Origin of the sequence: Microbacterium sp. NPDC055988 (genome assembly GCF_042269505.1) — a bacterium.
Taxonomy (GTDB): Bacteria; Actinomycetota; Actinomycetes; order Actinomycetales; family Microbacteriaceae; genus Microbacterium.
In genome coordinates this window covers 366,373-392,827 of sequence record NZ_JBHJXY010000001.1, presented here as the reverse complement: position 1 = coordinate 392,827, position 26,455 = coordinate 366,373, and the positions used below count along the sequence as shown (strand labels likewise).

Here is a 26,455-nt window from a genome sequence, read left to right as displayed (position 1 = left end):
TCCTGTGCACGTCGATGCGGGTTTTCGGAACTAGCCGTTCGCAGCCTGGAGCCGGATGAGCGCGTCGATGGTCTCGGCGGCCATGAGCTCGGTCCTCGCCCCGGCGGCGTCGGGGTCTCCGGCCTCCACGGCGTCGATGACGGCGGCGAGGTGCGCGCCCTGCCGCCGAAGGTTCTCGGTCTCGTGCGCGACGAGACGCAGGTAGGGCGAGAGCTCGGCCTGCAGCTTCATCTGCTCGCGGGTCAGTCGCGCGGACTGGCTGAGGGCGACGATCTCGATCTGCACGTCGTCGAGCAGCCGGCGCTGCGCCTCGGTGTCGAGCTCGTCGATCCGGTCCATCCGGCGGCGCACCCGCTGCGTCTCGCTGGGGTCGGCGCGCCTCGCGGCCAGGCGGACGCACGCACCGGTGATGGCGGCGTAGTGCGCGCCGAGGTCGCGCAGGGCGAGGCGCGAGGTGCGCCGCACCGCCTCCCGCGCGAAGGTCAGGGGATCGGCGTGCGCGGCGACGAAGCTGCCGCCGTTGCGCCCCCGTCGCGTCACGACGAGGCCGCGGCCACGCAGCGCGAGCAGCGCCTCGCGCACGGTCACCGGAGCGACCCCGAGGCTCTTGCTGAGGTCGGCCTCGGAGGGGAGGCGCTCGCCGGCACGGAGGTGGCCCCGGGTGATCGCGTCGACCAGTCGGCGCTCGACGAGCTCGGCCCTGCCCTCGTCACCGATGGGCTGGAACAGAGCCCCCTGCAGTCGGTGCGGTTGTTCGTGCTCCGCGTCGGGAGAGGGCGCGGCAGGGGCGTGCGTCGGATGCGTCGTCGTGCTCGATGCCATTCTGCGATTCTCCCTTCCGCGCTCACCATACCCAAGAAACTGGCTGTTGACATATTACCTCTGGGTTTATATGTTTTGGGAATCTTCCGAGTTCGACGATGACCGAGGAGCGCGAGATGATCGCCACGGCACCCGCAGCACCCGCAGCCTCAGAGGCCGCCCGCCCCGACGGGACGGTGACCCTGAGCGGCGTCACGAAGTCGTTCGGCGAGTTCACCGCCGTCCGCGATCTCGACCTCGAGGTCGCCTCGGGGGAGTTCCTGTCGATGCTCGGCCCGTCCGGCTCGGGCAAGACGACGGTGCTGCGCATGATCGCCGGCTTCGAAGACACCACGTCCGGCAGCATCCGTCTCGCCGGTGTCGACGTGACCAAGACCCCTCCGCACGCCCGTCCGGTCAACACCGTCTTCCAGGACTACGCGCTGTTCCCGCACCTGACCATCGCCGACAACGTCGGCTACGGACTGCGCGTCCGCGGCGAGGGCAAGAGCGCCAGGGCCGCCCGGGTGCAAACCTCGCTGGAGCAGGTGCGGCTCGACCACGTCGCCGACCGCCTGCCGCATCAGCTCTCCGGCGGGCAGCGGCAGCGGATCGCCCTGGCCCGTGCCCTCATCCTGCGCCCCCAGGTGCTGCTGCTCGACGAGCCGCTCGGCGCGCTCGACAAGCAACTCCGTGAGCAGATGCAGATCGAGCTCAAGCAGATCCAGCGCGAGGTCGGCATCACCTTCATCTTCGTCACCCACGACCAGGAGGAGGCCCTCACGCTCAGTGACCGCGTCGCCGTTTTCAACGGCGGCCGGATCGAGCAGGTCGGCACCGCCCGCGATGTGTACGAGCGCCCGCAGACCGAGTTCGTCGCACGCTTCCTCGGGCTCTCGAACCTCATCGGCGGAGAGCTGGCCGAGAGCTTGACCGGCGACCGGCGCACCATGAGCGTGCGGCCCGAGCGCATGCGGCTGACGGGACCGGATGCCGCGCTCGCCGCGGGCGAGGTGTCTCTCACGGGCACGATCAGCGAGGTCGTCTACACCGGCCCGGCCACCCGCTTCCTCGTCGCGACCGACGCGGGGCTCGACCTCATCGCCGAGCGCCCGAACGCGCGCCACTCCGCCGACGACGATCTCGGCCGAGGGCACCACGTCCGTGCCGTCTGGTCTCCCGACCACGCGGCGCGGCTTCCCTGAAACACCGAACCCGAAACACCGCAACACCCGAACACCCATGCACACACCTGCAGCACCGATCACGAAGGAGCGATCCATGCGTAAGAAGATCCTGGCCACCGCGGCGATGACCGCGGTCGCCGCCCTGGCCCTGTCCGGCTGTTCCACGGGCGGAGAGGAGACGACGGCCGAAGGGGGCGGCGGGCTCCAGATCGACGTTCCCGACATCGCCATGCAGGAGGAGCTCGGCGACTACGAGGGCGAGGTCAACATCGTCGCCTGGAGCGGCTTCGTCGAGCCCGCCTGGAGCGACGCCTTCACCACCGAGACCGGCTGCGTCGTCAACCGCCGCGTCGCCGGCACCAGCGACGAGATGGTCCAGCTCATGCGCACCGGCGACTACGACCTGGTCTCCGCCTCGGGCGACGCGAGCCTGCGTCTGATCGCGGGTGGCGACGTGCAGCCGCTCAACCTCGAGCTCATCCCGAACTTCGGTGACGACATCGTCGAGGGCATGAAGGGCCAGATCTACGACACCATCAACGGCAAGTCCTACGGCATCCCGATCGGCCGCGGCGCGAACATCCTCCAGTACAACAGCGAGGTCGTGACCGAGGAGCCCACCAGCTGGGACATCGCGTGGGAGGAAGACAGCCCCTACGCGGGCAAGGTCATCGCCTACGACGCGCCGATCTACATCGCCGACGCCGCGGTGTACCTGATGGCGCACGAGCCCGACCTCGGCATCACGAACCCCTACGCGCTCGACCAGGAGCAGCTGGATGCGGCGATCGAGCTGCTCAAGCAGCAGAACGACATCGTCTCCGAGTACTGGTCCGACCCGGCCGCGCAGATCACCTCGTTCGCGGGCGGCACCACGGTGCTCGGCACGTCGTGGGAGGTGCTGCGCAAGCTGACCGAGGATGACAAATTCAAGAGCGTGCTCCCGGAAGAGGGCTCGACCGGGTGGTCGGACGCCTGGATGATGGCGACCGAGTCGAAGAACCCGAACTGCGCCTACGCGTGGATGGACTACTCGTCCTCGCCGGAGGTGAACGGCGCGATCGCGATGAACTTCGGCATGGCGCCCGCGAACGCCGCCTTCTGCGACACCAGCGACGAGGCGAAGGCGCACTGCGACTACTTCAACGCCACGGATGAGGAGTACTTCAAGGACGTGTGGTTCTGGACGACTCCGATCGAGCAGTGCATCGACGGCCGCACCGACGTCACCTGCACCAACTTCCAGCAGTGGACGGACGCCTGGCTCTCGGTCAAGGGCTGACCCCCATCGAGGGGCGGGTCTTGCGGCCCGCCCCTCGCCTCCGCAGATCTTCCGCCACCACGAACGGGATCGACATGAAGCGCCGCCTCCGCATCGCCGGGCTCCTCGCTCTTCCGATGACCTGGCTCATCGGGATCTACATCTTCTCCCTGGTCATGCTCCTCGTGACCGCCTTCTGGATCACCGACCCCTTCACCTCGAAGGTGAAGCCCGGGTTCACGCTGCGCAACTTCGAGCAGCTCTTCGTCAACCCCGCGTACCTGTCGACGTCGCTGCGCACCCTCGGGATCGCCCTCGCCGTGACGGTGCTCGCCGTCCTCATCTCCGTCCCGCTGGGCATCTTCATGGCGAAGGTCGCTTCGCCCTGGCTGCGGGCGCTGCTCGCCGTGTCGATCACCCTGCCGCTGTGGGCCGGATACCTGGTCAAGGTGCTCGCGATGCGGATCACGTTCACGGAGCAGGGCTTCGCGAACTGGCTGCTCGCACCCCTCGGGCTCTCCGGCCCCGGCTTCAGCATCCTGACCGTCGTGCTCACCCTCACGTACCTGTGGCTGCCGTACATGGCGGTGCCCGTCTACACCGCGATCCGCCAGGTGCCGCCGAACCTCTTCGACGCCTCCGCCGATCTCGGTGCGGGATCGTGGCGCACGATCGTCTCGGTCGTGCTCCCGCTCATCAAGCCCGCCCTGATCGCCGGATCGGTCTTCACGTTCTCGTTGAGTCTCGGCGACTACCTCGTCGCCCGCTTCGTCGGCGGTGACACGCAGATGATCGGCAGCGTGATCGCGTCGAACATCAACCTGAACCCGCCGCTGGCTGCCGCGTACTCGCTGGTCCCCATCGCGTTCGTCGTCGTCTACCTGGTGAGCGTGCAGCGCACCGGTGCCCTGGAAAGGATGTGAGTCGCGCATGCTGAGACTGTCCCGCACCTCCAAGATCGTGCTCGGGGTCATCGTCGCGATCGTGCTCGCGTTCATGTACATCCCGCTCGCCCTCGTCGTGCTCAACTCGTTCAACTCCGCCCGCATCGTGAGCTGGCCGGTCGCCGGTTTCTCGCTCGAATGGTGGGGCAAGGCGTTCACGAGCGAACCCGTGCGCGCGGCTCTGCTGAACTCGGTGCTCGTTGCCGCAGGCGCCACCGTGATCGCCGTGATCCTCGGCACACTCGTGGCCTTCGCGCTGCAGCGGTACTCGTTCTTCGGCCAGCGCGCCGTGAACCTCCTCGTGGTGCTGCCGATCGCCCTGCCGGGCATCGTCACCGGTGTCGCCCTGAACAACACGTACAACCAGCTGCTCGAGCCCATCGGAATCCAGGTCGGCTTCTACGGCATGATCATCGCGCACGGCACCTTCTGCATCGTGATGGTGTTCAACAACGTGCTCGCGCGGCTGCGACGGATGAATCCCGGCATCGAAGAGGCATCGAAGGATCTCGGGGCGAGCCCGTGGCAGACCTTCGTGCTGGTGACGCTGCCGCAGTTCCGCAGCGCGCTCATCGCCGGGGCCATCCTCGCCTTCGCCCTCAGCTTCGACGAGGTGTACGTGACGATCTTCACGGCTCCGCCGGGCGTCGACACCCTGCCGCTGTGGATCATGAACCAGATGGCCCGGCCCAATGAGGCCAACGTCGTCAACGTCGTCGCGACGGTCGTCATCGTCGCGTCCTTCATCCCGGTGTGGATCTCACAACGGCTCGGGAAGGAGGTCGACGAGCGCGGCTGACGCGGGCGCGGGCGTCGCCGGATGCGGTGCTCGCTCCGATCTGGGGGACTGCAGGGGGCTGCAGTCAGGCACACAGCAGTTTTCGGTCTTCCACGATCAAAGGAGTTCGTTGATGGAAAAGCGCATGAGCGACGTCGTCTTCTCACGGCGTGCATTGCTGGGCGGAATGCTCGGAGCGGGTGCGATCATGCTCGTCGGGTGCGGGCCGGATGAGGCATCGCCCTCGCCGTCCGCGGGGAGCGGAGGAGGGTCCTACGACGTCATCGTCATCGGGGCTGGTTCCGCCGGAATGGCGGCCGCGCGGGAGCTGATGGACGCGGGCAAGAAGGTGATCGTGCTCGAGGCGCGCGACCGCGTGGGCGGGCGCATGTGGACCGACCGCACGCTGATGAGCATCCCGCACGAGCGGGGCGCATCGCTGTGTCACGGTGGCCCGGACACCGAGACCTGGGCCTGGGCGCAGAAGCTCGGGATCGAGGGGCGGAAGTTCGAGAACAAGTTCTCCCGCTACAGCCCGAGCACGCCATGGGTCGGCTGGGACACCCCCGACTTCTACGCCTTCCCCGAGGGCACGCCCGCGCTCGCGGTGCCGCTGCCGGAACCGACGGCGAAGGAGTCGGCGCTGCAGTACCTGGAGCGCCTCGGCATCGCACCGACGAACTACCCGCTCGCGCTGCTGGGCATCCAGGTCGACACCGAGCAGTTCGCCGTCTACCCGGCCTACGGGGTGGTCGACACGCTGACCGCCTGCCTGACGGTGTCGAAGACCGGGGTGATCGAGCCCGACGGCTACGCCGGTGACTACAAGCTGCTCGCGCCGTACGTCGACATCCTGAACGCCGTGGGGGAAGGCGTGGAGGTGCGGTTGGAGACGCCGATCGAGACGATCGACTACTCCGGATCCGGGGTGAGCGTGCAGGCGGGATCCGAGACGTTCGAGGCGGATGCCTGCGTCGTCACGGTGCCCATCGGGGTGCTGCAGAAGAAGTCGATCACCTTCTCGCCGCCGCTGGAAGACGACCGGATGGCGGCCATCGACGCCGTGAAGCAGACCGTCGCGTACAAGACCATCCTCGAGTTCGACCACCCGGTGCGCCCGGAGAGCTTCGACATGGTGAACCAGCACGACGAGGGGCCGTGCCAGTTCTGGGACGAGTCCACCGGGATGCCCGGCTACGACGGCCAGCTCATCGTGGCCTGGGACACCGGCGATCGCGCGCGGGAGCTGCTCGCGCTGCCGGAGAAGGAGCGGTTCGATGCGGCGCTCGCCGGAGTCCGCAAGCTCGCCGGCGACCAGGGGCTGAACTACGTGAACGCGTCGAACTACGACTGGCGAAACGACGAGTTCGCCCTCGGTGCGTATGCCACGGGGGAGCGCGACGAGGACACGATCTACCGCCCGTCGAAGGACACGCTGTTCTGGGCCGGTGCGATCAAGAGCTCGGTCGCGAGCGCGCACTCCAGCGGGCTCGAAGCGGCGCAGGCGGTCCTGGTCGCGTCGTAGCGGCAAGGGATGGAGAAGCGGGGCCGCCCATGCCGGTCTCGCTTCTCCATCGAACCCGAGATTTTGACATAGGTCAAAATCTCGAATAGCGTCGAACCATGGCTCAGGCACCCGATCGTGACGTCGTCTCCGACCGCATCACCGGTTCCACCGCCGCCGAGATCTCCGAGAGCGTGCGCGATCTCGTCGAGCGCGGCGAGATCGCCCCGGGCGATCATCTTCCCTCGGTGCGAGCGCTCGCGACACGGCTCGGCGTCAACCGCAACACGGTGCTCGCGGCCTACCGTGCGCTGGTCACGGCGCGCATCGCGGTCACGGGCGGGCGCACCGGCACGACGGTGCTGGGTCCCGCGCAGAATCCCGACGAGGGCTTCACCGCGGGGACGGTGCTCCGCGACATCGGCAGCGGCAATCCCGATGCCGCGCGCCTGCCCGACCTCGCCGCCGCCTTCGCCCGTGTCGAGCCCGCGCACATGCTCTACGGCGAATCCGTGATCGACCCCGCCCTGGCCGAATGGGCTACGGAGTGGATCGCCGCAGACCACCCTCGCCCGTTCCGTCTGTCGATCACCGCCGGGGCTGTGGATGCCGTCGAGCGACTGCTCGCCCAGAGCCTGGTGCAGGGCGACCGCGTCGGCCTCGAAGACCCGTGCTTCCTCTCCAGCATCCACACCGCACGCCTCGCCGGGTACGCGCCCGTCGCGATCCCCGTCGACCGCGAGGGCATGACCGTCGAGGGTCTGCGCGCCGCCCTGGAGAGCGGGGCCCGCGCGATCGTCTGCACGCCGCGCGCGCACAACCCGACCGGGGTCGGCATCACCGCGACGCGGGCGATGGCTCTTCGCGAGGTGCTCGCCGATCACCCGCACGTCCTGATCATCGAAGACGACCACTTCTCGCTGCTCTCCACGACACCGTATTCGAGCATCATCGCGCCGACGCACGAGAGGTGGGCGCTGGTGCGCTCGGTGTCGAAGTTCCTCGGACCCGACATGCGCCTCGCCGTCACGGCATCCGATCCGGTCACCGCGAACCGGCTGGCCTTGCGACTCAGCCCCGGCACGATGTGGGTGAGCCACGTGATGCAGCGGCTCGCCGCCGGGATGCTGCGCGATGCCGCCACGCAGGGTTCGATCGCGGAAGCCGGCGCACACTACGCGGCACGCAACCGCGCGTTCGTCGCGCTGCTGGCCGCACGAGGAGTGCGCGCGCAGAGCGACGACGGACTCAACGTCTGGATCGACGTCCAGGGCGATACCGCGGAGGCCGCCCGTCTTCTCGCGGTGCGGGGCTGGCTGGTCCGCTCCGGTGCGGATTTCGTGCTCGATCCGAACGGCTCGACGGGTGGCTCGCACCTGCGTCTGACCGTGCACGACCTCGACGAGGCCGACGCGCAGCGACTCGCCGACGACCTCGCCAACGTCATCGCCGGCATGCGGGCCGAGGCATGACCGCGGGCAGTGCGGCGGGCGCGACGCACCGCATCGGACGCTCCTCTCGTCTGGAAGGAGTGCTGTACGACCTGCGCGGACCCGTGGCGGCGCGCGCCGCCGAACTCGAGCGGAGCGGCGAGTCCATCCTCCGGCTCGACATCGGCAACCCGGCCCCCTTCGGGTTCGAGGCTCCGGCGGCGATCGTCGAGGCACTGCGCTCCGCGCTCCCGCGTGCGCACGGGTACTCGGAATCGGCTGGTCTGCCCGAGACGCGCGAGGCGATCGCCGCGCACTACGCCCACCGCCGCGGCTTCCCCGCTCTCTCGATCGACGACATCACGGTCGGCAACGGCGTCTCCGAGCTCGTCGGGCTCACTCTGCAGGCGCTGCTCGAACCGGGCGACGAGGTGTTGATCCCGAGCCCGGATTACCCGCTCTGGACCGCGTCGACGGTGCTGTCCGGGGGACGGGCGGTGCACTATCCCTGCGTCGAGTCCGAGGGGTGGATTCCGGATGTCGCGGCCATGGAGTCGCTGATCGGCCCGCGCACAGCGGCGATCGTCATCATCAATCCGAACAACCCGACCGGAGCGGTGTACGGGCGCGAAGTGCTCGAGCAGATCGGCGAGCTCGCCCGGCGTCACGGACTGCTGCTGCTCTCCGACGAGATCTACGACCGTGTCGTCTATCCGGGCTTCGTGCATCACTCCACTGCGCAGGTCGCGCCGGACGTGCCCTGCGTCACGTTCGCGGGGCTGTCCAAGACCCATCGTGTCGCCGGCTACCGTGCCGCCTGGATGACGACCACGGGGTTCGACGCCGACGACCCGTTCCTCTCGGGGGTCGGACTGCTGGCATCCATGCGGATGTGCGCGTCGGTGCCCGCGCAGCATGCGATCACGGCGGCACTGACGCAGGATGAGTCGCTCGACGCACTGGTCGCTCCCGATGGCCGGCTCACGCGGCAACGGGATGCGGCGCTCGATGCGTTCAACGCGATTCCCGGCGTCCGCACCCAGGCCGCGGGTGGCGGGCTGTATCTCTTCCCGCGCCTCGACCCGGAGCTGCACCGCATCGACGACGACGAGCGACTGGTGCTCGACCTCCTCGATGCGGAGCGCATCCTCCTCGTGCGCGGGAGGGCGTTCAACCTGCGCACCCCCGATCACCTCCGGATCGCCTTCCTCCCCGAGACCGACGTACTCACCGATGCGCTCCGGCGCTTCGGCTCCTTCCTGAGCGGGTACTCGCCGCCAGGAGGCTGAGCGCCTTCGACCCGGTGGAGTGACCGAGTGGCCAGGTCGCGGTCCGCAAGACCGTGCACGCAGGTTCGATTCCTGCCTCCACCTCAGACCGGGCTCGAGAGAGCCGACGCCGACGAAGGGCATCCCTCATGGACGACGCTTTCATCCCCGCAGCCAAACCGCTCATCGGCGACGAGGAGGTGGCGGCCGTCGAGCGAGTTCTGCGCAGCGGGATGCTCGCGCAGGGCCCGGAGGTCGCCGCGTTCGAGGCGGAATTCGCGGAGCAGTTCCTGCAGGGGCGCACCGCCGTCGCGGTCAACTCGGGCACGAGCGGGCAGCTGCTGGGTTTGATCGCTTCGGGGGTGGGCACGGGAGACGAGGTGATCGTGCCCTCGTTCACCTTCGCCGCGGTGGCGAACTCCGTCGTCCTCGCGGGAGCGACCCCGGTGTTCGTCGACATCGAGCCGGTGCACTTCACCCTCGATCCGGCGCGGGTGCGCGCGGCGATCACCCCGCGGACGAAGGGCATCATGCCGGTGCACCTGTACGGGCATCCGTTCCTCGTCGACGAGATCGAAGCCGTGGCGGCCGAGCACGGTCTGGCGATCTACGAGGACGCGGCGCAGGCGCACGGCGCAGCCTGGCGCGGTCGTCCGGCCGGCACCATCGGCACGTTCGGGATGTTCAGCCTGTATCCGACCAAGAACATGACGGCCATCGAAGGCGGCATCGTCGCGTGCGCGGACGAGGACATCGCCCGCACCATGCGGCTGCTGCGCAACCAGGGGATGGAGACGCAGTACGCGAACGAGATCGTCGGGTACAACAACCGCATGAGCGAGGTGCATGCGGCAGTGGGGCGCGTGCAGCTGCGGAAGGTGGGGGAGTGGACCCGGCAGCGGCAGCGGAATGCGGCTGTGCTGGATGCGGCGCTCGCCGGCATCGACGGGCTCACGATCCCGCGGGTCGCCGACGGCGCCGAGCACGTGTATCACCAGTACACGGTGCGCATCGCCGACGGTGAGCGCGACCACGTGCGAGATGCCCTGCGCGACGAGCACGCGGTCGGGGCGGGCGTCTACTACCCGATCCCCAACCACCGGCTGCCCTCGCTGCAGCGGTACGCTCCCGACGCCGATCTGCCCGAGACCGAGCGGGCCGCGCAGGAGGTGCTCTCGATCCCGGTGCACCCGTCGCTCACGCCCGACGACATCGACCGGGTCGTCGACGGTCTCGAGGCCGTTATGTCGGCCGGTGGATGATCGCCGGGCCTCCGCTGCGGGGTCAGGCGGCCAAGGCGAGCCACGCGCGCGGCGAACGGCCGATGCGCTGGGCGAAGACCCGCGAGAACGCCGAGGCGCTGGCGTAGCCGAGCTCCGCGGCGACGGTGCCGACCGACATCCCGGCGCGGAGCTGCTCCTGGGCGACGGTCAACCGCCAGTCGGTGAGGTGGTCGCCCGGTGATCGCCCGAGGACGTCCTTGAAGCGTGCGGCGAATGCGCTGCGCGACATGTTCGACCGGCGGGCCAGTGACTCCAGGTTCCAGGGGTCGCCGGGTGCCTCGTGCATGGCGACCAGTGCCGGGGCGAGGCGTTCGTCCGCAAGGCCGGGAAGCAGCCCCGGCGGGAGGTCGAGTCGACCGCTGTTGTCGAGCATCCACCGCAGCAACTGGATCAGGACCACCTCGAACATGCGGTCGGCGACGAGCGGGCGTCCGCAGCGGACGTTGTCGACCTCGGAGAACAGCAGATCGAGCGCCGGCGCGAGGGCGGCGACCTCGTCGAGGGGCAGGACGATCGTCGAGGGGAGCGTGCGCACGAGCGGATGAGTGGCGCCGCCGTCGAAGTCCAGAGTCGCGCAGGCGAAGTCCGATTCGTCGGTCGGCGCGTTCAGGAAGGTGTGATCGAGCGGGCGGGGGAAGAACAGCAGGCTGGGTTGCGTGATGAGCTCGCGCTCGGTGCTGCCGTCGGGGCGGCGGTGCGTCACCTCCATCTCGCCGCGACGCAGCACGTGCAGGTAGCCATGGCCGCTGCTCGCGGGGAAGACCGTCGTGCCGCACAGGGGGCCGGAGTGGAACAGGCGCGTGCGTACGCGGAACCGCTCGAGCAGCGCAGTGAGGCGGTCGACGGAGGGCATACCTCCAGTATCTGGACGATCCGTCATGAATGCAAGACGTTCTGGTGCGCATCGTCCGGCCGTTCTCGGAAGACTCGAGGTGAGGCCGATCGGTCTCACCTCGGATAACGAAGGAGCATCACATGCCCAACGTCTCACTCATCGAACGCGAAGCGGCCACCGGAGCCGTCAAGGACCAGCTCGACCAGATCCATGGTGCTTTCGGCACCGTGCCGGCGATGTTCCGCGCCGTCGCCAACTCCCCGGCTGCCCTGACGAGCATGTGGAGCGCATTCGGCGCATACGGGGGCGGCACGCTCGGGGCGGCACTCGGCGAGCAGATCGCCGTGGCGGTCGCCGACCGCAACTCGTGCGACTACTGCCTCGCCGCGCACACCGCGCTCGGCAAGAAGGCCGGTCTGACGCGCGAGACGCTGGCGGCAGCTCAGGTCGGCGAGTCGGACGATCCGCGCACGGCCGCGCTGCTCGCGTTCGCGCTGAAGCTCGTCGACGCCCGCGGCCAGGTGTCCTCGGCCGATGTCGACGCGGTCCGCGCGGAGGGGTGGAACGACGAGCAGATCGTCGAGACCATCGGCCAGGTCGCGCTGAACCTGTTCACCAACTATGTGAACATCGCTCTCGATGTCCCGGTGGACTTCCCGAGCGTGGCACTGCGCCGCGCGAGCTGAACCGCCGCAGAGAAAGGGCCGGGTCCGTCAGGTCCCGGCCCTTCGTCGTGCCGGCTCAGCGCGCATCGGCGGAGCGTGCCCGGCCTTCGACGTCGTCCAGCCAGGCAGCGATCGCGCTGCGAGCAGCGGCCTCGAGGCGCGGACCGTGGATCCTGGCCTGCTCGCGGATCGTGCGCGGGTCGATGCCGTGGTGATGCAGCTCGTGCGCGTGCCCGATGAGCCATTTCCCGATCGTGCGATGGTCGGCCTCGAGGTGGAACTGCAGCGCCAGCACGGTGTCGGTGGAGAACGCCTGGTTCGGGAAGTCCGGAGTGCGAGCCAGACGGCGGGCGCCGTCGGGAATGGTGAAGGCATCACCGTGCCAGTGCAGAACGGGCAATCCGTCGAGAGGACGCAGGGGAGAGTCGAGCCCCTCCGCGGTGAGCTGGAGCGGGGCGTAGCCGATCTCCACCGCACCCGTCGGACGCACCTCGGCGTTCATCTCCTCGGCGATCAGCTGCGCGCCCAGGCAGATCCCCAGCAGCGCCCGGCCCTGGCGCAGCCGGTGGGCGATCGCCTCCTTCGAGGCGTGCAGGAACGGATAGGTCGCGGTGTCGTGCACCCCGATCGGGCCACCCAGCACGATGAGAAGGTCGGCATCGTCGACGCGATCGATGTCGATCGCCTGCGTGCCGAGGTCGACGTACTCCATGCGATAGCCGCGCTCGATCAGCAGCGGTTCGAGAACGCCCAGATCTTCGAAGTGTACGTGCCGGAATGCGACGGCGACGCGCGACGGCGAGGGGGTGTTCGTCATGGTGTCAGAGCCTTTCTGCGGCGTGCGCGGCGAGCAGAGCGACGGGGCTTCACGCTTGTCTCAGGCTATGTTAGCGTTTGGCCTATGTCAAAGCTGGAAGCGCCCTCCGCGGCAGACGATCGATACCCCACGGCGTTCACCGTCGACGATTTCCACCACAACATCGCGGCTGTTCGGGCACGTATCGACGAGGCGGCGGGCCGAGTGGGGCGTCTCCCGGAAGAGATCACGCTGCTTCCCGTGAGCAAGACCGTCCCCACCGAGCGCGTCAGGGTCGCCATCGAGTCGGGGATGCGGCTGCTCGGAGAGAACAAGGTTCAGGAGGCGGTGCGCAAGCACGGCGAGACGACCGACCTCGACGTGTCGTGGTCGATCATCGGACATCTGCAGACCAACAAGGCCAGAGACGTCGCCGCTTTCGCCGCGGAGTTCCAGGCTCTCGACCGGCTGCGGGTCGCCGAAGCGCTCGACCGACGTCTGCAGGCGGCCGGACGCAGTCTCGACGTCTTCGTGCAGGTGAACACCTCGGCCGAGGACTCCAAGTTCGGTATGCCGCCGGAGGAACTCCCCGCCTTCCTCGAGGCGCTGCCCTCGTATCAGAGCCTTCGCGTGCGCGGGCTCATGACGCTCGCGCTCCTGACGCCCGACGACCAGCGGGTGCGGGAGTGCTTCTCGCTCCTTCGCACACTGCGAGACCACGCCAGAGAAGACGCCCCCGACCTCATCGGCGCCGGCGAGCTGTCGATGGGCATGTCCGGCGACTACGAGACCGCCGTCGAGGAGGGGGCGACCTGCGTGCGCGTCGGACAGGCGATCTTCGGCGCGCGCGCCCTGCCCGACAGTTACTACTGGCCCGAGGCCTGAAACAGCGTGCGGCGGTGCGGCCGCGTTCAGTCGTCGGTGCGGAAGCCCGCCGCCTTGTGGGTGCCGTCGCAGAACGGCTTCACCGCTGACAGCCCGCAACGGCACAGGGCCATGGTGCGGCGATGCGGTTCGATCGTCTCCCCGTCGGCCGTCTGCAGCTCGACGGCGCCGCGCACGAGCAGCGGTCCGTCCGGATACGGCGTGATCGACGCGGGCTCGGTGCGGGCACTCATGACGCCACCCGCGGTCGGAGGGAGGAGGTGCCGGCCGACCAGGACTCCAGGATGTGCTCGCCGCTCCAGCCGTCCACGGTCAGGCAGGCCGCCGCGCCGAACAGGATGTCCGGCAGCATCTCGGGGTGGTCTTCGGCCAGGCTCCCGGCGAGGTCGCGTGCCGCGATCTGCTCGTGCACCGCATCCGCCTCGACGTGCTCCTCGAAGTACGCCGCCACATCCGGATCGAAGCCCAGGCGGTGCAGACCGTCCGCATACAGCCGGCAGGGGATCGACGAGGTCATCTCGTAGGCCGCCAGGTGCCCGACGATCGCACCGACGAGACGGCGATTGAGCCCGAACAGCGACATCATGTTGAGCGATGCGAGTGTGAGGGCGGGGAGGTCGTCCACGTAGGCGCCGTACGTGTCATCGAGCCCGGCGGCCCGCATCGCGCGGGCGAACAGTTCGGCGTGCACGCGCTGCGGGCGCCCGCCGCCGTACTCGTCCGACTGGATCTCGACGAGCGCTGCCTTGGCGCGGCCCGCCAGCCGGGGGATCGCCCACGAATGCGGATCCGCCTCACGCAGCGTATACGCCGAGCGCAGGATCAGCGTCTCCTCCGCCTGCTCCCTGGTGGCCTTCTTCGCCAGGTGCCGCGCGACGCTCGGACCCGTGTCGGCGGCGGCCAGTGCGAACAGCGCGCGGCCGACGGCGTCGACGGTCGGCTCGGGGGACTCCGGCATCGGCACGCTCGCGCGCAGCGTGCCCTCGAACGCCTCCTCGAGCACGCGGCGGGTGGCGAGGAGGGCGGGATCCCACTCCAACTCGGGGTCGAGCTGAGGGAGAGACCCGTAGGCCGAGGCGTAGAGGACGAAGAGCGCGAGTTGGATGTCGTCGTCGCGCATGATGTCGGTGCTCGCTGCGACGGCGGTGGTCGCGAGGGTCGTGTGGTCGACGGCAGCGTCGTCACCCGTGAGGTGGGACATCACGGCGCGGCTCAGCGCCCCGCGGTCGTTGAAGGGGAGGGTTGCGGCCGGGGCGGTTGCCGGGGCGGATGCGGTCATGAACAGGGCTCCCATCGGTGCGATGCTTCGCATCCTGCCGCGTGCGAGCCGGCAGCTCCAGGGACTTGACGCGGACGTGCATGCGGGGCATACGCGCCGCGGGGTGGCGCGGCCCCGTCGCCCGACGCCAGTCAGTGGCAGGTCTCGAAGACGTAGTCGTCGCCGGACGGGGTGACCAGGTCGCGGTCGCGGAGCACCATCGACGCCGGGGAGTCGTCGTCCGCGCACATCTCGGCGAACGGGCGGGGCAGCGCGTCGGCGTACTCGATGTCGATGACGTGCTCGCCGTAGACGGCCGCGTAGGCACCGCACTCGACGTAGACCGCGCACTCCTCGGTCACGGCGAAGTCGAAGCCGGCCTGCGCGTGCAGCACAGCCGCGTCCTCGGCGGTGTTCTTCTGCCCGGCCGCGAGCCCGGCGGCATGGGCGGCGTCGACGAACGCGGTGGCCAGCGCCAGGTTGTCGTCGAACGAGAGCGCCCCATCCGACCGGGTGTGGGAGTCGAGGTTGTCGAACTCGACCGCATCGAAGCCGTCATCCGCGCATCCCTCGATCCAGGGGATCACCGTGGCGGCGATCCGGTCACGGCGTTCGGCGCTCGATGTGTCGAGCAGCGCCTCGTCGGGCCAGTCCGGGTCGAAGACCACCTCGCCGTCGCGCTGGAGGAGGAGGTCGCGGGGCCAGGACTCGAGTTCGGCGGGCTGCGTCTGGAAGCCGTTGACGTAGCAGATGGAATACACGCCCTCGGCTGGCTCCGCGCTCCGATCCCGGCCGACGATTCCGACCTCGGGTGCCGGTTCGTAGGCGCCGCCGAGCTGATAGTCGGGGGTCGCACCGACCGGTGGAAGCTCGTATGACGCGGCGGATGCGGACGATTCGCCGGGCCCGGACACATCGGACGGCACCGCGCATCCGCCGAGCCCCGACGCCAGCATCGCGACGGCGAGCAGCGCCCCGGCCCGGCGAGTGCGCGCGGTCACGCTCACTGCGGGGCGCCGGAGGTGGCGACGTCGGCCGGTGCCGGTTCGGCCGGGTTGCGGCGGATGCCGACCCACGACACCACTCCGCCCACGACGAGCAGCGCGGCGGTGACCCAGGCCGCGCTGTGGAACCCGTCGAGGTCGAGCGTGCCGCCGACGATGGTCGAGAGCATCGCGACGACGAGGAGACCGGCGACGCGAGAGACGGCGTTGTTGACCGCCGAGGCGATGCCGGAGTGGTTCTCGTCGATCGCCCCGAGGATCGCCGCGGTCAGCGGCGCCACCGTGAGGGAGAGGCCGAGGCCCATCACGATCATCGCGGGCAGCACCTGCCACCAGTAGTCGAAGTCGGCCGCGACGAGCAGCAGCATCAGTGCGCCGACGGCCATGATCAGTGGGCCGATCGTCATGAAGATGCGCGGACCCCACCGGCCGGCCCATTGCCCGGCGCGCGAGGAGACGAGGATCATCAGGATGGTCATCGGCAGGCTCGCGAGCCCGGCCGCCGTGGCGCTGAGTCCGGCACCCTGCTGCAGATAGACGCCGACCACGAACCCGTTGAGCGACAGGGCGGCGTAGACGAAGAGGGTGGCGAGGTTGCCCCAGCCGAAGTCGCGCACCCGGAACAGCCACAGCGGCATGAGCGGCGAGGTCGAGTGCTGCTGGCGCCACAGGAACAGAGCGAACAGGGCAGCACCGACGATCGCGGGGACCCAGATCGCCGGCGACTGCCACCCCATGTTGGGCTGCTCGATCAGGGCGAACACGACGGCGCCGAGGCCGACCGCGCACAGGGCGCCGCTCCACCAGTCGACTTTGATGCCGCGCGGGTGCTCCGGCAGCTTCAGACGGGCGAGGAGCAGCAGGGTGATGCCGATGGGGATCACGTTGATGAGGAAGACGAAGCGCCAGGAGAGGTAGTCGACGAACAGGCCGCCGAGCAGCGGGCCCACCAGTTGCGCCGCGGTGGTGAACGCGGTCCACACGCCGATCGCCCTGGATTGCACGTCGGCGCGCATGGTCGCGGTGATGAGCGCGAGCGAGCTCGGCACCAGCAGCGCGCCGGCCGCACCCTGTGCAGCGCGGGCGATGATCAGCATCAGCGGATCGAAGGCCGCGGCCACCGCGATCGATGCCACGCCGAAGGCGATCAGGCCGATGCGCATCACGAGCACCCGGCCGTAGGCGTCGGAGACCGAGCCGGCGAGCAGGATCAGCGCGCTCAGCGTGATCAGGTACGCGTCGACCACCCACTGCTGGGTGGTGATGCCGCCGCCGAGTTCACGGCTGATCGCGGGCAGCGCGACGTTCACGACGGTGCCGTCGAGGAACGTCACGAACGATGCGAGCACGGCGATCGATATGACGAGCCGCTGGAGAGGGGCGAAGGAGGCCACAGGCCGACATTACTCCCGGCGCGGGACAGCGGGGCGACGGCGGTCAGGATGCCGGTGCCGGTGTGGGCTCCTGCCGTTCGGTCTGGGCGTCGGTTCGCGGTGCGGGGAGGGGTGCGGGTGCCCCGGCGCGGAGAAGGCGTGCGAGCCCGGCGGTCCCGTCCTCCTCGACGCTGCCGCGCTGCCGGGTGGCCCCCGTGCCGGCGGTGCGCAGTCGAGCGAGGCCATCGCGGACCCGCTCCTCGTCGCCGAGTCGACGCAGTGCGGGGGCGATCACCGCCTGCATGCGCTCGGCGACGGTGCGCGCATCGTCGACGTCGCCGGTGGTCGGGTCGATCACGCGGGCATCCATGCCGCGGCGAGCGGCGGTCCACAGCGAGGCGTCGAGCACGTCGGCGCCGATCGAGGCCGGAGCCTGGTCGTCGGTCAGAACGATCGCGCGGCTGAGGAGGGCCGCGAGCACCGATTCCTCCGGGGTCAGCTGCGCATCGAAGACCCGTACCTCGACCGTCGGGTAGCGCTCCGAGATTCGCACGGCCCACGAGAGCGACGCCGCATCGGCGATGGCATGGAGGTCGATGAGCCGCTGCACCCCCGCGCGGTAGTCGGTGAGATCGCGGAAGTGCGGCGGGCTCCACGATGCCGGCAGCCGACGGATCTGGATGCTGCGCCAGCTGGCGAAGCCCGTGTCGCGGCCCTCCACGAACGGGCTGTTCCCGGTGAGGGCGAGCAGTACCGGCAACCAGCCGCGTACCCGGTCGAGCGCGCGCACGCGCTCCTCCTCATCCAGGACCTCGACGTGCACGTGGAGCCCGTTGACCTCGTGATCGCGGCTGAGGTGGCCGAGCTGCTCGGCGACCACGTCGTAGTGCGGGGAGGGGGAGATCGTCGAAGAGCGCGTCGTCGCGAAGGGCGTCCCCGACGAGGCTGCGATCGCCTGCTGTTCCTGGGCGTGCCACCCCACCAGCTCCCGCAGGTGACGCAATTGCGCCTCGGCATCCGCTCCGGTCGACACGGGCTCGGTGAGGCATTCGATCTGCGAGGTCAGATACTCCGTTGTGACCTCGCCGCCCGCGCGGAGCCGGGTGATGCGCTCGCGCGTGCCGGCGGCCAGAGCCACGGGTGCCAGCGAGTGCTCGTCGAGGAAGAGGAACTCCTCCTCGATGCCGAAGCGGGCCATCCCCCGGCCTCAGTGATTCCTGAGGGCGGAGATGAGCTCGGACTTCCGCTTGCCGCTGTAGCCGGTCAGGCCCAGCTCCTTCGCCCGCTTGCGCAGCTCCGGGACGGTCCAGTCGTCGTAGTCTCCGTGCTCTCCGCCCCGGCGTCCGACGGTGCTGCGGCCCTCCTTGGCGGCGGCGTTGGATATGCGGGCCGCCTTCTCCTTCGAAGCCCCGTCGTCCCTGAGCTCTTCGTACAGCTCGGGGTCCTTCAGCGAATTGTTGCGTCGTCCTGGCATGTGCTCGTCTCCTTCGCGCACTCGGAGGGTGGAAGTCAACCCCCTCGGGCAGATGGCTCGACGCGGCTAGCGTAGGGGCACCGCAGTCGGGCGTTCGCGCCCCGAAAGAAGGGAAAGACCGATGAACATCCTCCTGATCATCGTCATCGTCGTCGCAGTGATCCTCGCGATCACCGGAGGACTGGTGCAGTCGCTCCAGTTCCTCCTGTGGGTCGGACTCGTCCTCCTCGCGATCGCTGTGATCGCCTGGTTGATCCGAGCGATCAGCGGCAGCCGCAAGGTCTGACCCTCACAAAGGTCTGATCCGAAGAGGTGGGGCCCGCCCGATGGCGGGCCCCACCTCTTTGCAGTTTCCGGGGGGACTCTCGTCCTACTTCTTGTCGAACGCGTCGCGCACGCTGTCGCCGGTCTTCTCGGCGGCGTCCTTCACGTTCTGGCCGGCCTGCTTGGTCGACGCCTTCACCTGGTCCGCCTGGCCCTCGGCCTCGAGTCGCTCGTTGTCGGTGAGCTTGCCGACGCCTTCCTTGACCTTTCCGGCGGCCTTCTCGGCGGCGTTCTTGATGTCATCTGCGGCACTCATGTGGTGCTCCTCTCGTCGTCGGATCGATTGGTTCCGACACTCTCACCTCTCACGCGAGGCGGCCACGGGATTGACAATCAGGGCGGGTCATGTCAACGTTCCGCCACCATCGACGCGGGCCCCGCGAGGGGCTAGCCTGGCGCCAGGCGGGTGGTCCTGCCCGCGACGTCGAAGGAAGCGGTGAGCGATGGACTCGATGATGATGGGCGCCATGTCGAAGAACATGGAGTCGATGCCCGACATGGGGATGATGGACATGTCCGTCATGCAGGCGTGCATGGATGCGTGCGCCGCATGCGAGCAGGCCTGCACGGTGTGCTCGACGCAGATGATGGACTGTTCGCCGGCGTGCATGAACTGCGCCGACATGGCAAACACCATGATGCGCTCGATGATGCGGATGCAGGGCATGACCCCGGCCGCGATGATGGCCATGCTCAACGCGTGCATCGCGATGTGCCAGGTCTGCATGGACCAGTGCATGCGGCACGCCGACGACAGCGACGTCTGCCGCATGTGCGCTCAGGCGTGCCAGGCGTGCATGGATGCCTGCATGGCCATGAAGGACATGATGATGGCGAGCGCCTGACGGGCGCTCGCTCTCGAGGGCCCGTCGAAGACGGGCCGGGTCAGACGGTGGCGACGTTGAACTGCGTGCGCCCGACGGCGAGCACTCCGTAGCGGACGTGCAGCGCGACCGGCGTTCCCGGGGCCGCTTCGAGCGCCGCGCCGGAGGCATTCCACAACTCGTGGACGTCGCCGTCCAGAGTGCGCACGACGACGTCGCCGGCGACGGCATCCGTCGCGACCACCAGGGCGTCGACCCACCCGGCGGGCGTCGCCGAAGCGATGCGCGCCTGGATCAGATGCAGCGCGTGGCCGGGTGCGAACGAGGAGCACCGGTCGCCGTGGCTGCACATGCACGCCGCACGCTCACGCACCGGGAGGGGCGAAAGGCGGTTGAGCGGCGTGGACACGATGGTCTCCTTCGGGATCGACGTTCCGGAAAGACTAAGACGGCTTCGATGCCGGAGCCATGCCGGCCGACACGCAGTGAAACAAACGGGTGTAGGCTCTCGGGGTGCTGTCGTCGATGAGCGCCCCTCGGGCGCAGAGCGGAGCTGCAGGCGCCTTCCGCGCCGCAGGCAGAGGCTGAGGACCAGCCGGAGGCGGAACCCCCGTCCCCGGTGCTGCGTCATACCCCGGCATCCGTCCGGGACCCTCATCCGATCGACTCGCCCCCTGCGGCGACCACTCCGAAAGCACTTCTCATGCGTCCCATCGACGAGCGCGACATCCGCGCCTCCTTCCTCAACGCCTCCCGCAAGGAGGTCTCCGACCTGACCCTCCCGCCCGGCTTCGCCGAGATCGACTTCGATCGCCTCGACTTCCTCGGCTGGGTCGATCCGAAGATGCCCCGCCGCGCCTACGTCATCACCTGGATCGACGACGCTCCGGTCGGCGTCTTCCTGCAGCGCGCCGAGCAGCGCGTGATCGCCCGGGCGCAGTGCTCCTGGTGCGAAGACGTCACGCTCCGCAACGACGTGCAGCTGTTCGTGGCGCGCAAGGCGGGCGCCGCCGGACGCAAGGGCGATTCGGTCGGCGTTCTCACGTGCGCCGAGTTCGGCTGCAACCGGAACGTGCGCGTCCTCCCGCCGCTCGCCTATCAGGGCTTCGACCGTGAGTTCGCGCGCGACCTGCGCATCCTGCGTCTGCAGGAGCACGTCACCGGCTTCCTCGCCGAGGTCGCCGGCTGATCCCGCCTTCGGTTGCTCCGGTCGCAGTTTCTGCCGCTCGCGAGGCGCGTGGGCGACAGAAACTGCGACCGGAACGGCGGGGGTGGATGACCGAGCTAGGCCAGCCGGGCGCGCACGTGCTCGTGGGCGGGAGGTGCCAGCTCGGCAGAGAGCCGGGCGAACTCGTCGAAGCTGCGGCGTCCCGGCCAGTCGGTCGGCAGCATCGACGGGGGGAGCCCCGGATCGGTGTACGGCAGCACCCGCCAGCGGTCGATGAGGTGCACGTACGCGGCGAACGGTTCGGCGGGCAGGGTGCGGAGCGAGGCCTGGAAGGTGAGGTGCTCGGTACACAGGGCCTCGAGGTCCCACCACTGGGCGGCGGCGTCGATGAGTGTGCCGGCGGGCGTGGGGGCGGATGCCTGGAACAGGGTCGCCCAGCGGCGCGCGTCGAGCTCGTCGAGGATCTGCTCCACCTCGTCCTGGAGATGCCCGGGGCATATCCACAGCGCCGGTGATACGACGCCTGCGCCGATCCACTGCAGGCGGCGACGCAGCTGATGACGGATGCTCCGTGCGCTCTCGGGGATCGAGAACGAGACCAGGCACCAGGGGTCGGCATCCGACATCTCGCGCATCTCGAAGATGCGGCGGTCACCGCGCTCGAGCATCCCGATCGCCGCCGGGTTGAGGCGGTAGCCGATACCGTCATCGCGCTCCGCGAGCAGGAGTCCCTTCTGCTTCAGACGCGTGATGCCGGTGCGGGCGGGGCCTGCCGCGATGCCGAGGTCGCCGGCGAGCGACACCAGGTCGGCCGTCGAGATCCAGCCACCGAGCGGCCGCAGGAACACTCCGATGAGCGTCCGCAGCAGCGAGGCGGTGCTGCCCGGGCGCGCATCGATGTCGTCGAGGACGGGCGCTGTGGCGAGGTCAGAAGTCACCGGACTCCAGGGCGTCACGCACAGCCAGCACGCCGGTGATCGTCTCGACGTGAGAGGTGCTCAGCGGGGAGAGCCCGAGCCGGATGCCGTCGGGGAAGCGGAAGTCGGGGACGATGCCGTCGGCCCACAGTCGCCGCGTCACATCGCGGAAGTCCGGGTGGCCGATCGTCACATGGCCGCCGCGGAGATCGGCGTCGCGCGGGCTCAGCAGCCGCACACCGAGGGGCGCGAGCACCTGGTCGTACGCCTGCAGCGCGAGGTCGGTCAGCGACTGCGACTTCGCCCGGACTCCGGCGATCGTGGACTGCTCGATGAGGTCGAGCATCCCCTGCATCGCGAGCATCGACGTCACCGGCGGGGTGCCGCTCAGCAGCTGACGGATGTCGCCCGACGGCACGTACGCAGGTCCCATCGCGAAGATGTCGGCCGCGCTCCACCAGCCCTGGATCGGCTGCCGCAGCACGCCCTGCAGTCCGTGGCGCAGGTAGGCGAACGCGGGGGAGCCCGGCCCGCCGTTGAGGTACTTGTAGGTGCAGCCCACCGCCATGTCGACGCCCCATTCGTCGAGCTGCATCGGCACGACGCCGGCCGAGTGGCAGAGGTCCCACATCATGAGCGCTCCGGCTTCGTGCACCGCCGCCGTGATGCCGGGCATGTCCGCCAGGGCGCCGGAGCGGTAGTCGACGTGGCTCAGCGAGACCAGGGCAGTGCGCTCCGAGACGACGGCCTCGATATCGGCGACGGTCACGCCGTGCACCGGATCGGGTTCGAGCCACCGCAGCGTCATACCGGTCTCAGTGGCGACACCCTCGGCGAGGAACCTGTCGGTGGGGAAGTTGCCGGCCTCGATCACGAGCTCGGTGCGGTCAGGGTCCGCGGCTGCTGCGGCGCGCATGAGCTTGTAGATCAGCACGCTCGTCGAGTCGGCCACCACGGTCTGGCCGGCGGCTGCACCTAGCGCGACCCGGCCGATGCGGTCTCCGAGCTCCATCGGCAGTGCCATCCACTGCTCGTCCCAGGAGCGGATGAGCCGGGTGCCCCAGTCCTCCCGCACGAACGCGGCGAGCTTCTCCGGGATGTCGCGCAGCGGACGGCCGAGCGAGTTGCCGTCGAGATAGGCCGTGACGCCCGGTGCCTCGGCGAACGCCTCGAGGTGGGCGCGCAGCGGGTCGGCGGCGTCGAGGACACGGGCGGCGTCGAGCAGGTCGGTGTCGCGGGGGTCGGTCATGGTCATACCTTCAGGTCTGCGGGGGTGAGGGGGCGGGCGGCGAGCGGGTCGGCGGCCGCGGGGGAGCTGCCGGGGAGCAGCAGGAGATTCGAGTCGGGGTCGAGCGGGTCGACCGGGGAGAGCGCCCGCAGGAGAGCGGCATCGTCGAGCCCGGCCTCGCGGAGGGCGGCGATCTCACGCGGACTCAGGTCGACGGGCATCGGACCGTTGCCCAGATCGGTGCCGTAGAGCACGGTTCCACCCGCCGTGTGGAAGCGGCGCACGTTGTCGATCGCGACCGCGCGCGCGGGGTCGTCGTGGATCGCGAGGGTCGAGATCCACGAGGCGCTGGCCGACTGTCGGGCGATCTGGTCATCGTCGAGTCGTTCGGTGAAGGGCGCGTGGGCGAGGCGGGCGGCGCCGAGACGGATGACCCGCTCGGATTCGCCCGCACCCTCGGCGTGCGCGACGACGAGGAGTCCTCGGTCGGCGGCCAGCTCGACGACGGTGCGCAGGAGCTCGTCCGTGAAGACGGGCCCGGCGACGCTGTTGCTGGTGACCTTGATGCACGAGGCTCCGGCCTCGGCCATCTCGGTCACCGCCGCGGCGGCGGCATCCGCATCGGCGATCTCGCGCACCGAGCCGTCCGGTGCCCAGGCGCGGTCGGACGGGTAGCCGCCCGGCGCGGCGAGGAAGGCCCCGGCGAACTCGATGCGGACCGGGTGAACGGCGAGCCGCTGAACCACATCGGGATCTCCGCCGAGGTCGACCACGCGCCCGAGTCGGGAACACGCCAGCTGCGAGTGATCCACGAGCTGCAGGTGCACGTGGTGGTCGGTGAACCCGCCGACGACGACGCCGTCGAGGCGGGGGATCCCGGTGGCCGGAACCTCGTCCCGCAGCCGCGCGCCCCCGTCGACGAGCTCGACGACGCCCTCGCGCCAGCCGATCCCGTCGAAGAACGTGGCTGCCTTCATCAGCGGCCGATCTCGGTGCGCACGGTGTAAAGCTCGGGGAAGAACGTCAGGTCCAGGGCGCGCTGCAGGAAGCCGACGCCGCTGGAGCCGCCGGTGCCGACCTTCATGCCGATCGTGCGCGCGACGGTCTTGAGGTGTCGGAAGCGCCAGAACTGGAAGTTGTCCTCGAGGTCGACCAGGTCTTCGCAGGCCTCGTAGAGGTCCCAGTATCGGCTCGGGTCCTGGTAGATCTCGCGGATAGCGGGCACGAGGTCCGGGGTCTCGCGGTAGGGCTCGCGCACGTCGCGTTCGAGGATCGCGGCTGGGACCGGCAGCCCACGACGCGCGGCGAAGCGCAGGAACTCGTCGTACAGCGTGGGCTTCTCCCACTCGGCGGTGAGAAGCGCGAGGTTGGCGGGGTGGTCGGCGAAGACCTTCAGCATCTTCTCGTTCTTGTTACCGAGGGCGAACTCCACCGCGCGGTACTGCACGGACTGGAACCCGGACGAGTTGCCGAGCGCGCCGCGGAACTGCGCGTACTCGGTGGGGGTGAGGGTGGCGAGCACCGACCACTGCTGCGTCATCACGTCCTGGATGCGCTTGACCCGGGCGATGCGCTTGAGCGCCTCGCGCAGGTCGTCGCGGGCCAGCAGCTCGCGCGCCGAGGACAGCTCGTGCAGGAGCTGCTTGAGCCACAGCTCGGTGGTCTGGTGCTGGATGATGAACAGCATCTCGTCGTGGTGCTGCGGCTCGCTCACCGGATGCTGCGCCGTGAGCAGCTGGTCGAGCGCCAGGTACGAGCCGTAGGTCATCCGCCCGGACAGGTCGGTGACGATCCCGGACTCGAGGGCGCGTTCGTTCTCGGTGTGCATGCGCCGAACATATCACTTTTGCAGCGAGCGTCACAGAAGTGAAATGTCTGGGCCGCATGTGGGTGTCGGATGTCGGGAGAAATCACGGATGCAGGAAGTGTCGGCGGCGATTCTCCCGACATCCGTCCGTTCTCCCGACATCCGTCCGGTCGGAGCGGGTCGGGAAAAGCTCGCGTCAGCGCGTGGTGTTCGCGTCCAGGAAGTCGATCGTCTTCTGCAGGGCGGTTCGCGCATCCGGCAGGTCGAGGTGGAACTGGTACTCGTGCGGGAGCTGCGGCTCGTGAGGTGCGGGCCAGAACTGGGTCGTCACGTCGACGCCGAGCTCGTCCAGGCGCTGTGCCATCGGGATCGACTGCAGCCAGGTGAGCCCGTCGCCGTTGCCGCCGGAGATGTAGGTCGTGGGGAAGTCCTCGGTGACCCAGTCGATGGTCGACATCGTGGCACCGGTCGAGTCCTCGGCCCAGGTCTTCGTGCCCGAGTACGCCCACATGGCCGACTTCAACCCCCAGCCGGCGAGCCCGTCGAGCTGGGCGAGCGCCGCGAGGTCGTACACGCCGCAGTTGAGGATGGTCGCGGCCAGCTGGTCGGCCTCGAGCGACGGGGTGATGCCCATGATCTCGGCGTACTCCGGACTGGTGGCGAGGGTCGCCATCTGGCTGGCCAGCTGTCCTCCCGCGGAGTCGCCCGCGAGGACGATCTGCTTCGCGTCGACGCCCAACTCCTCGGCATGCTCGTCGATGTAGGCGAGGGCGGCGTCGAGCTGGTGCACGGCGAGCGGGTACACGCCCTCCGGACCGATCGTGTAGTTGACCGCGATGGTCGTGTAGCCCTCGGCGGCGAGGATGCGCATGTACGGGTCGACGTTCTCCTTCGAGCCCGAGATCCAGGCGCCGCCGTGGATCCAGACGACGGTCGGCAGGGGGCCGTCGGCGGATGCCGGGCGGAAGACGTCCATCGTGGTGTCGGCGCCGTCGTCGCCGTACGCGACATCCTCCTGCACGGAGAGCTTCGTGTCGGGGACGTGCTTGTCCATCTCGGCGGCCGTCTCGTTCCCGCCCTTCGTGAACACGGCACGGATGACCATCGCGGAAGGCCAGGGCGTGATCGTCCCGACGATCGCGACCACGGCGATCACGGCCACGACGATGCCGAGCGTCACCTTCGTCCGGTGCCACGGCTTGCGGACTTTCGTCTGGCGTGCGGGTTCTTCGGTGTGCGCGTCGATGCTCATGGACCCCTCCACCGATCAGTGTGCCAGCACTCCGGTGCCCCCGCCGCCGGTGGGTGGAGGCGCTGCAGCCCCTGAGTAGGCCCGCGGGGGTGCGGGCGGGAGTACGGGCCAGGGGCGCCGGCGCCCCCGCGCCGGACCCCCGCCCGCCCTCCCCGCTCTGTGCCCCGGCACCCCAACAGCCCACCCTCT

At 69.4% G+C, this 26,455-nt stretch carries 29 protein-coding genes and 1 tRNA gene; 14 read left to right on the top strand and 16 right to left on the bottom strand.

Annotated elements, in window-relative coordinates:
* Positions 1 to 30: 30 nt before the first annotated feature.
* The gene (locus ACFC14_RS02070) at positions 31 to 822 is read right to left on the bottom strand and encodes a FadR/GntR family transcriptional regulator (protein ID WP_376100962.1); all 792 of its coding nucleotides are present in this window, start codon (positions 820 to 822) and stop codon (positions 31 to 33) included.
* 116 nt (positions 823 to 938) lie between these two features.
* Between ACFC14_RS02070 and ACFC14_RS02065 the strand changes: the two genes are divergently transcribed.
* The 9 genes from ACFC14_RS02065 to ACFC14_RS02025 all read left to right on the top strand — a co-directional run bounded on the left by ACFC14_RS02065 (position 939) and on the right by ACFC14_RS02025 (position 10,435).
* On the top strand, positions 939 to 2,006 hold the full coding sequence (locus tag ACFC14_RS02065; RefSeq protein ID WP_376107062.1) for an ABC transporter ATP-binding protein: 1,068 nt from the start codon (positions 939 to 941) through the stop codon (positions 2,004 to 2,006).
* A gap of 76 nt (positions 2,007 to 2,082) precedes the next feature.
* The gene (locus tag ACFC14_RS02060; RefSeq protein ID WP_376100960.1) at positions 2,083 to 3,270 is read left to right on the top strand and encodes an extracellular solute-binding protein; all 1,188 of its coding nucleotides are present in this window, start codon (positions 2,083 to 2,085) and stop codon (positions 3,268 to 3,270) included.
* Positions 3,271 to 3,344: 74 nt separating this feature from the next.
* Positions 3,345 to 4,172, top strand: coding sequence for an ABC transporter permease (locus ACFC14_RS02055; RefSeq protein WP_376100958.1), 828 nt, complete (start codon positions 3,345 to 3,347; stop codon positions 4,170 to 4,172).
* Positions 4,173 to 4,179: 7 nt separating this feature from the next.
* Positions 4,180 to 4,992 (top strand): ABC transporter permease, encoded by an 813-nt coding sequence (locus ACFC14_RS02050; RefSeq protein WP_376100956.1) that lies wholly within the window; start codon positions 4,180 to 4,182, stop codon positions 4,990 to 4,992.
* A gap of 124 nt (positions 4,993 to 5,116) precedes the next feature.
* Positions 5,117 to 6,496: a flavin monoamine oxidase family protein gene (locus ACFC14_RS02045; protein WP_376100954.1), complete on the top strand. Its 1,380-nt coding sequence runs from the start codon at positions 5,117 to 5,119 to the stop codon at positions 6,494 to 6,496.
* 98 nt (positions 6,497 to 6,594) lie between these two features.
* Entirely contained in the window at positions 6,595 to 7,947 is a 1,353-nt protein-coding gene (locus ACFC14_RS02040) for an aminotransferase class I/II-fold pyridoxal phosphate-dependent enzyme (protein ID WP_376100952.1), read from the top strand.
* Positions 7,944 to 9,194, top strand: a complete 1,251-nt coding sequence (locus ACFC14_RS02035) for a pyridoxal phosphate-dependent aminotransferase (RefSeq protein ID WP_376100950.1) — start codon at positions 7,944 to 7,946, stop codon at positions 9,192 to 9,194. Before ACFC14_RS02040 ends, ACFC14_RS02035 begins: the two co-directional genes overlap by 4 nt.
* Before the next feature lie 13 nt (positions 9,195 to 9,207).
* Positions 9,208 to 9,278 (top strand) — tRNA-Cys (locus ACFC14_RS02030).
* A 44-nt stretch (positions 9,279 to 9,322) separates the two neighbouring features.
* A complete protein-coding gene (locus tag ACFC14_RS02025; protein WP_376100948.1) occupies positions 9,323 to 10,435 on the top strand; it encodes a DegT/DnrJ/EryC1/StrS family aminotransferase in 1,113 nt (370 codons plus the stop codon).
* 22 nt (positions 10,436 to 10,457) lie between these two features.
* Here ACFC14_RS02025 and ACFC14_RS02020 read toward each other — a convergent pair whose 3' ends face one another.
* Positions 10,458 to 11,309: an AraC family transcriptional regulator gene (locus ACFC14_RS02020; protein ID WP_376100946.1), complete on the bottom strand. Its 852-nt coding sequence runs from the start codon at positions 11,307 to 11,309 to the stop codon at positions 10,458 to 10,460.
* 122 nt (positions 11,310 to 11,431) lie between these two features.
* On the opposite strand from ACFC14_RS02020, the gene ACFC14_RS02015 reads away from it, so the two are divergent.
* On the top strand, positions 11,432 to 11,977 hold the full coding sequence (locus tag ACFC14_RS02015; protein WP_376100944.1) for a carboxymuconolactone decarboxylase family protein: 546 nt from the start codon (positions 11,432 to 11,434) through the stop codon (positions 11,975 to 11,977).
* Positions 11,978 to 12,032: 55 nt separating this feature from the next.
* On the opposite strand, the gene ACFC14_RS02010 is transcribed toward ACFC14_RS02015, so the two are convergent.
* The gene (locus ACFC14_RS02010) at positions 12,033 to 12,773 is read right to left on the bottom strand and encodes a glutamine amidotransferase (protein ID WP_376100942.1); all 741 of its coding nucleotides are present in this window, start codon (positions 12,771 to 12,773) and stop codon (positions 12,033 to 12,035) included.
* Between the two features lie 84 nt (positions 12,774 to 12,857).
* Here ACFC14_RS02010 and ACFC14_RS02005 point away from each other — a divergent pair, with 84 nt between their 5' ends.
* Positions 12,858 to 13,637: a YggS family pyridoxal phosphate-dependent enzyme gene (locus ACFC14_RS02005; protein ID WP_376100940.1), complete on the top strand. Its 780-nt coding sequence runs from the start codon at positions 12,858 to 12,860 to the stop codon at positions 13,635 to 13,637.
* Between the two features lie 26 nt (positions 13,638 to 13,663).
* On the opposite strand, the gene ACFC14_RS02000 is transcribed toward ACFC14_RS02005, so the two are convergent.
* From ACFC14_RS02000 to ACFC14_RS01975, 6 genes are all read right to left on the bottom strand, one after another.
* Positions 13,664 to 13,870, bottom strand: coding sequence for a CDGSH iron-sulfur domain-containing protein (locus ACFC14_RS02000; protein WP_376100938.1), 207 nt, complete (start codon positions 13,868 to 13,870; stop codon positions 13,664 to 13,666).
* Positions 13,867 to 14,916, bottom strand: coding sequence for an iron-containing redox enzyme family protein (locus ACFC14_RS01995; RefSeq protein ID WP_376100936.1), 1,050 nt, complete (start codon positions 14,914 to 14,916; stop codon positions 13,867 to 13,869). Before ACFC14_RS01995 ends, ACFC14_RS02000 begins: the two co-directional genes overlap by 4 nt.
* Positions 14,917 to 15,047: 131 nt before the next feature.
* Positions 15,048 to 15,851, bottom strand: coding sequence for an endo alpha-1,4 polygalactosaminidase (locus tag ACFC14_RS01990; RefSeq protein ID WP_376107059.1), 804 nt, complete (start codon positions 15,849 to 15,851; stop codon positions 15,048 to 15,050).
* Between the two features lie 47 nt (positions 15,852 to 15,898).
* Complete coding sequence (locus ACFC14_RS01985; protein ID WP_376100934.1) at positions 15,899 to 17,293, bottom strand: MFS transporter; 1,395 nt, start codon at positions 17,291 to 17,293, stop codon at positions 15,899 to 15,901.
* 43 nt (positions 17,294 to 17,336) lie between these two features.
* Entirely contained in the window at positions 17,337 to 18,470 is a 1,134-nt protein-coding gene (locus ACFC14_RS01980) for a YbdK family carboxylate-amine ligase (RefSeq protein ID WP_376100932.1), read from the bottom strand.
* Between the two features lie 9 nt (positions 18,471 to 18,479).
* Positions 18,480 to 18,746 (bottom strand): Rho termination factor N-terminal domain-containing protein, encoded by a 267-nt coding sequence (locus ACFC14_RS01975; RefSeq protein ID WP_029261060.1) that lies wholly within the window; start codon positions 18,744 to 18,746, stop codon positions 18,480 to 18,482.
* Positions 18,747 to 18,867: 121 nt separating this feature from the next.
* Here ACFC14_RS01975 and ACFC14_RS01970 point away from each other — a divergent pair, with 121 nt between their 5' ends.
* Entirely contained in the window at positions 18,868 to 19,032 is a 165-nt protein-coding gene (locus tag ACFC14_RS01970; RefSeq protein WP_017201713.1) for a hypothetical protein, read from the top strand.
* An 84-nt stretch (positions 19,033 to 19,116) separates the two neighbouring features.
* On the opposite strand, the gene ACFC14_RS01965 is transcribed toward ACFC14_RS01970, so the two are convergent.
* Complete coding sequence (locus tag ACFC14_RS01965; protein WP_376100929.1) at positions 19,117 to 19,326, bottom strand: CsbD family protein; 210 nt, start codon at positions 19,324 to 19,326, stop codon at positions 19,117 to 19,119.
* A 211-nt stretch (positions 19,327 to 19,537) separates the two neighbouring features.
* On the opposite strand from ACFC14_RS01965, the gene ACFC14_RS01960 reads away from it, so the two are divergent.
* Positions 19,538 to 19,915: a hypothetical protein gene (locus ACFC14_RS01960; protein WP_376100927.1), complete on the top strand. Its 378-nt coding sequence runs from the start codon at positions 19,538 to 19,540 to the stop codon at positions 19,913 to 19,915.
* Between the two features lie 40 nt (positions 19,916 to 19,955).
* Here ACFC14_RS01960 and ACFC14_RS01955 read toward each other — a convergent pair whose 3' ends face one another.
* A complete protein-coding gene (locus ACFC14_RS01955) occupies positions 19,956 to 20,303 on the bottom strand; it encodes a hypothetical protein (RefSeq protein WP_376100925.1) in 348 nt (115 codons plus the stop codon).
* 294 nt (positions 20,304 to 20,597) lie between these two features.
* On the opposite strand from ACFC14_RS01955, the gene ACFC14_RS01950 reads away from it, so the two are divergent.
* On the top strand, positions 20,598 to 21,083 hold the full coding sequence (locus ACFC14_RS01950) for an FBP domain-containing protein (protein ID WP_376100923.1): 486 nt from the start codon (positions 20,598 to 20,600) through the stop codon (positions 21,081 to 21,083).
* Positions 21,084 to 21,178: 95 nt separating this feature from the next.
* Here ACFC14_RS01950 and ACFC14_RS01945 read toward each other — a convergent pair whose 3' ends face one another.
* From ACFC14_RS01945 to ACFC14_RS01925, 5 genes are all read right to left on the bottom strand, one after another.
* On the bottom strand, positions 21,179 to 22,000 hold the full coding sequence (locus ACFC14_RS01945) for a PaaX family transcriptional regulator C-terminal domain-containing protein (RefSeq protein WP_376100921.1): 822 nt from the start codon (positions 21,998 to 22,000) through the stop codon (positions 21,179 to 21,181).
* A complete protein-coding gene (locus ACFC14_RS01940) occupies positions 21,990 to 23,228 on the bottom strand; it encodes a kynureninase (RefSeq protein WP_376100919.1) in 1,239 nt (412 codons plus the stop codon). The genes ACFC14_RS01945 and ACFC14_RS01940 overlap by 11 nt, the downstream gene beginning before the upstream one ends.
* Before the next feature lie 2 nt (positions 23,229 to 23,230).
* Positions 23,231 to 24,184 carry a hydrolase gene (locus ACFC14_RS01935; RefSeq protein ID WP_376100917.1) on the bottom strand — a complete coding sequence of 318 codons (954 nt, stop codon included), beginning with the start codon at positions 24,182 to 24,184 and terminating at the stop codon, positions 23,231 to 23,233.
* Positions 24,184 to 25,035: a tryptophan 2,3-dioxygenase gene (locus tag ACFC14_RS01930; protein WP_376100915.1), complete on the bottom strand. Its 852-nt coding sequence runs from the start codon at positions 25,033 to 25,035 to the stop codon at positions 24,184 to 24,186. The genes ACFC14_RS01935 and ACFC14_RS01930 overlap by 1 nt, the downstream gene beginning before the upstream one ends.
* Before the next feature lie 175 nt (positions 25,036 to 25,210).
* Entirely contained in the window at positions 25,211 to 26,266 is a 1,056-nt protein-coding gene (locus ACFC14_RS01925; protein WP_376100913.1) for an alpha/beta hydrolase, read from the bottom strand.
* Positions 26,267 to 26,455 lie beyond the last annotated feature (189 nt).

What these genes read in the sequence shown, in the direction of transcription:
- ACFC14_RS02070 (WP_376100962.1), bottom strand. Translation starts at nt 822, where the DNA reads ATGGCATCGAGCACGACGACGCATCCGACGCACGCCCCTGCCGCGCCC.
- ACFC14_RS02065 (WP_376107062.1), top strand. Translation starts at nt 939, where the DNA reads ATGATCGCCACGGCACCCGCAGCACCCGCAGCCTCAGAGGCCGCCCGC.
- ACFC14_RS02060 (WP_376100960.1), top strand. Translation starts at nt 2,083, where the DNA reads ATGCGTAAGAAGATCCTGGCCACCGCGGCGATGACCGCGGTCGCCGCC.
- ACFC14_RS02055 (WP_376100958.1), top strand. Translation starts at nt 3,345, where the DNA reads ATGAAGCGCCGCCTCCGCATCGCCGGGCTCCTCGCTCTTCCGATGACC.
- ACFC14_RS02050 (WP_376100956.1), top strand. Translation starts at nt 4,180, where the DNA reads ATGCTGAGACTGTCCCGCACCTCCAAGATCGTGCTCGGGGTCATCGTC.
- ACFC14_RS02045 (WP_376100954.1), top strand. Translation starts at nt 5,117, where the DNA reads ATGAGCGACGTCGTCTTCTCACGGCGTGCATTGCTGGGCGGAATGCTC.
- ACFC14_RS02040 (WP_376100952.1), top strand. Translation starts at nt 6,595, where the DNA reads ATGGCTCAGGCACCCGATCGTGACGTCGTCTCCGACCGCATCACCGGT.
- ACFC14_RS02035 (WP_376100950.1), top strand. Translation starts at nt 7,944, where the DNA reads ATGACCGCGGGCAGTGCGGCGGGCGCGACGCACCGCATCGGACGCTCC.
- ACFC14_RS02025 (WP_376100948.1), top strand. Translation starts at nt 9,323, where the DNA reads ATGGACGACGCTTTCATCCCCGCAGCCAAACCGCTCATCGGCGACGAG.
- ACFC14_RS02020 (WP_376100946.1), bottom strand. Translation starts at nt 11,309, where the DNA reads ATGCCCTCCGTCGACCGCCTCACTGCGCTGCTCGAGCGGTTCCGCGTA.
- ACFC14_RS02015 (WP_376100944.1), top strand. Translation starts at nt 11,432, where the DNA reads ATGCCCAACGTCTCACTCATCGAACGCGAAGCGGCCACCGGAGCCGTC.
- ACFC14_RS02010 (WP_376100942.1), bottom strand. Translation starts at nt 12,773, where the DNA reads ATGACGAACACCCCCTCGCCGTCGCGCGTCGCCGTCGCATTCCGGCAC.
- ACFC14_RS02005 (WP_376100940.1), top strand. Translation starts at nt 12,858, where the DNA reads ATGTCAAAGCTGGAAGCGCCCTCCGCGGCAGACGATCGATACCCCACG.
- ACFC14_RS02000 (WP_376100938.1), bottom strand. Translation starts at nt 13,870, where the DNA reads ATGAGTGCCCGCACCGAGCCCGCGTCGATCACGCCGTATCCGGACGGA.
- ACFC14_RS01995 (WP_376100936.1), bottom strand. Translation starts at nt 14,916, where the DNA reads ATGACCGCATCCGCCCCGGCAACCGCCCCGGCCGCAACCCTCCCCTTC.
- ACFC14_RS01990 (WP_376107059.1), bottom strand. Translation starts at nt 15,851, where the DNA reads ATGCTGGCGTCGGGGCTCGGCGGATGCGCGGTGCCGTCCGATGTGTCC.
- ACFC14_RS01980 (WP_376100932.1), bottom strand. Translation starts at nt 18,470, where the DNA reads ATGGCCCGCTTCGGCATCGAGGAGGAGTTCCTCTTCCTCGACGAGCAC.
- ACFC14_RS01975 (WP_029261060.1), bottom strand. Translation starts at nt 18,746, where the DNA reads ATGCCAGGACGACGCAACAATTCGCTGAAGGACCCCGAGCTGTACGAA.
- ACFC14_RS01970 (WP_017201713.1), top strand. Translation starts at nt 18,868, where the DNA reads ATGAACATCCTCCTGATCATCGTCATCGTCGTCGCAGTGATCCTCGCG.
- ACFC14_RS01965 (WP_376100929.1), bottom strand. Translation starts at nt 19,326, where the DNA reads ATGAGTGCCGCAGATGACATCAAGAACGCCGCCGAGAAGGCCGCCGGA.
- ACFC14_RS01960 (WP_376100927.1), top strand. Translation starts at nt 19,538, where the DNA reads ATGTCGAAGAACATGGAGTCGATGCCCGACATGGGGATGATGGACATG.
- ACFC14_RS01950 (WP_376100923.1), top strand. Translation starts at nt 20,598, where the DNA reads ATGCGTCCCATCGACGAGCGCGACATCCGCGCCTCCTTCCTCAACGCC.
- ACFC14_RS01940 (WP_376100919.1), bottom strand. Translation starts at nt 23,228, where the DNA reads ATGACCGACCCCCGCGACACCGACCTGCTCGACGCCGCCCGTGTCCTC.
- ACFC14_RS01935 (WP_376100917.1), bottom strand. Translation starts at nt 24,184, where the DNA reads ATGAAGGCAGCCACGTTCTTCGACGGGATCGGCTGGCGCGAGGGCGTC.
- ACFC14_RS01930 (WP_376100915.1), bottom strand. Translation starts at nt 25,035, where the DNA reads ATGCACACCGAGAACGAACGCGCCCTCGAGTCCGGGATCGTCACCGAC.
- ACFC14_RS01925 (WP_376100913.1), bottom strand. Translation starts at nt 26,266, where the DNA reads ATGAGCATCGACGCGCACACCGAAGAACCCGCACGCCAGACGAAAGTC.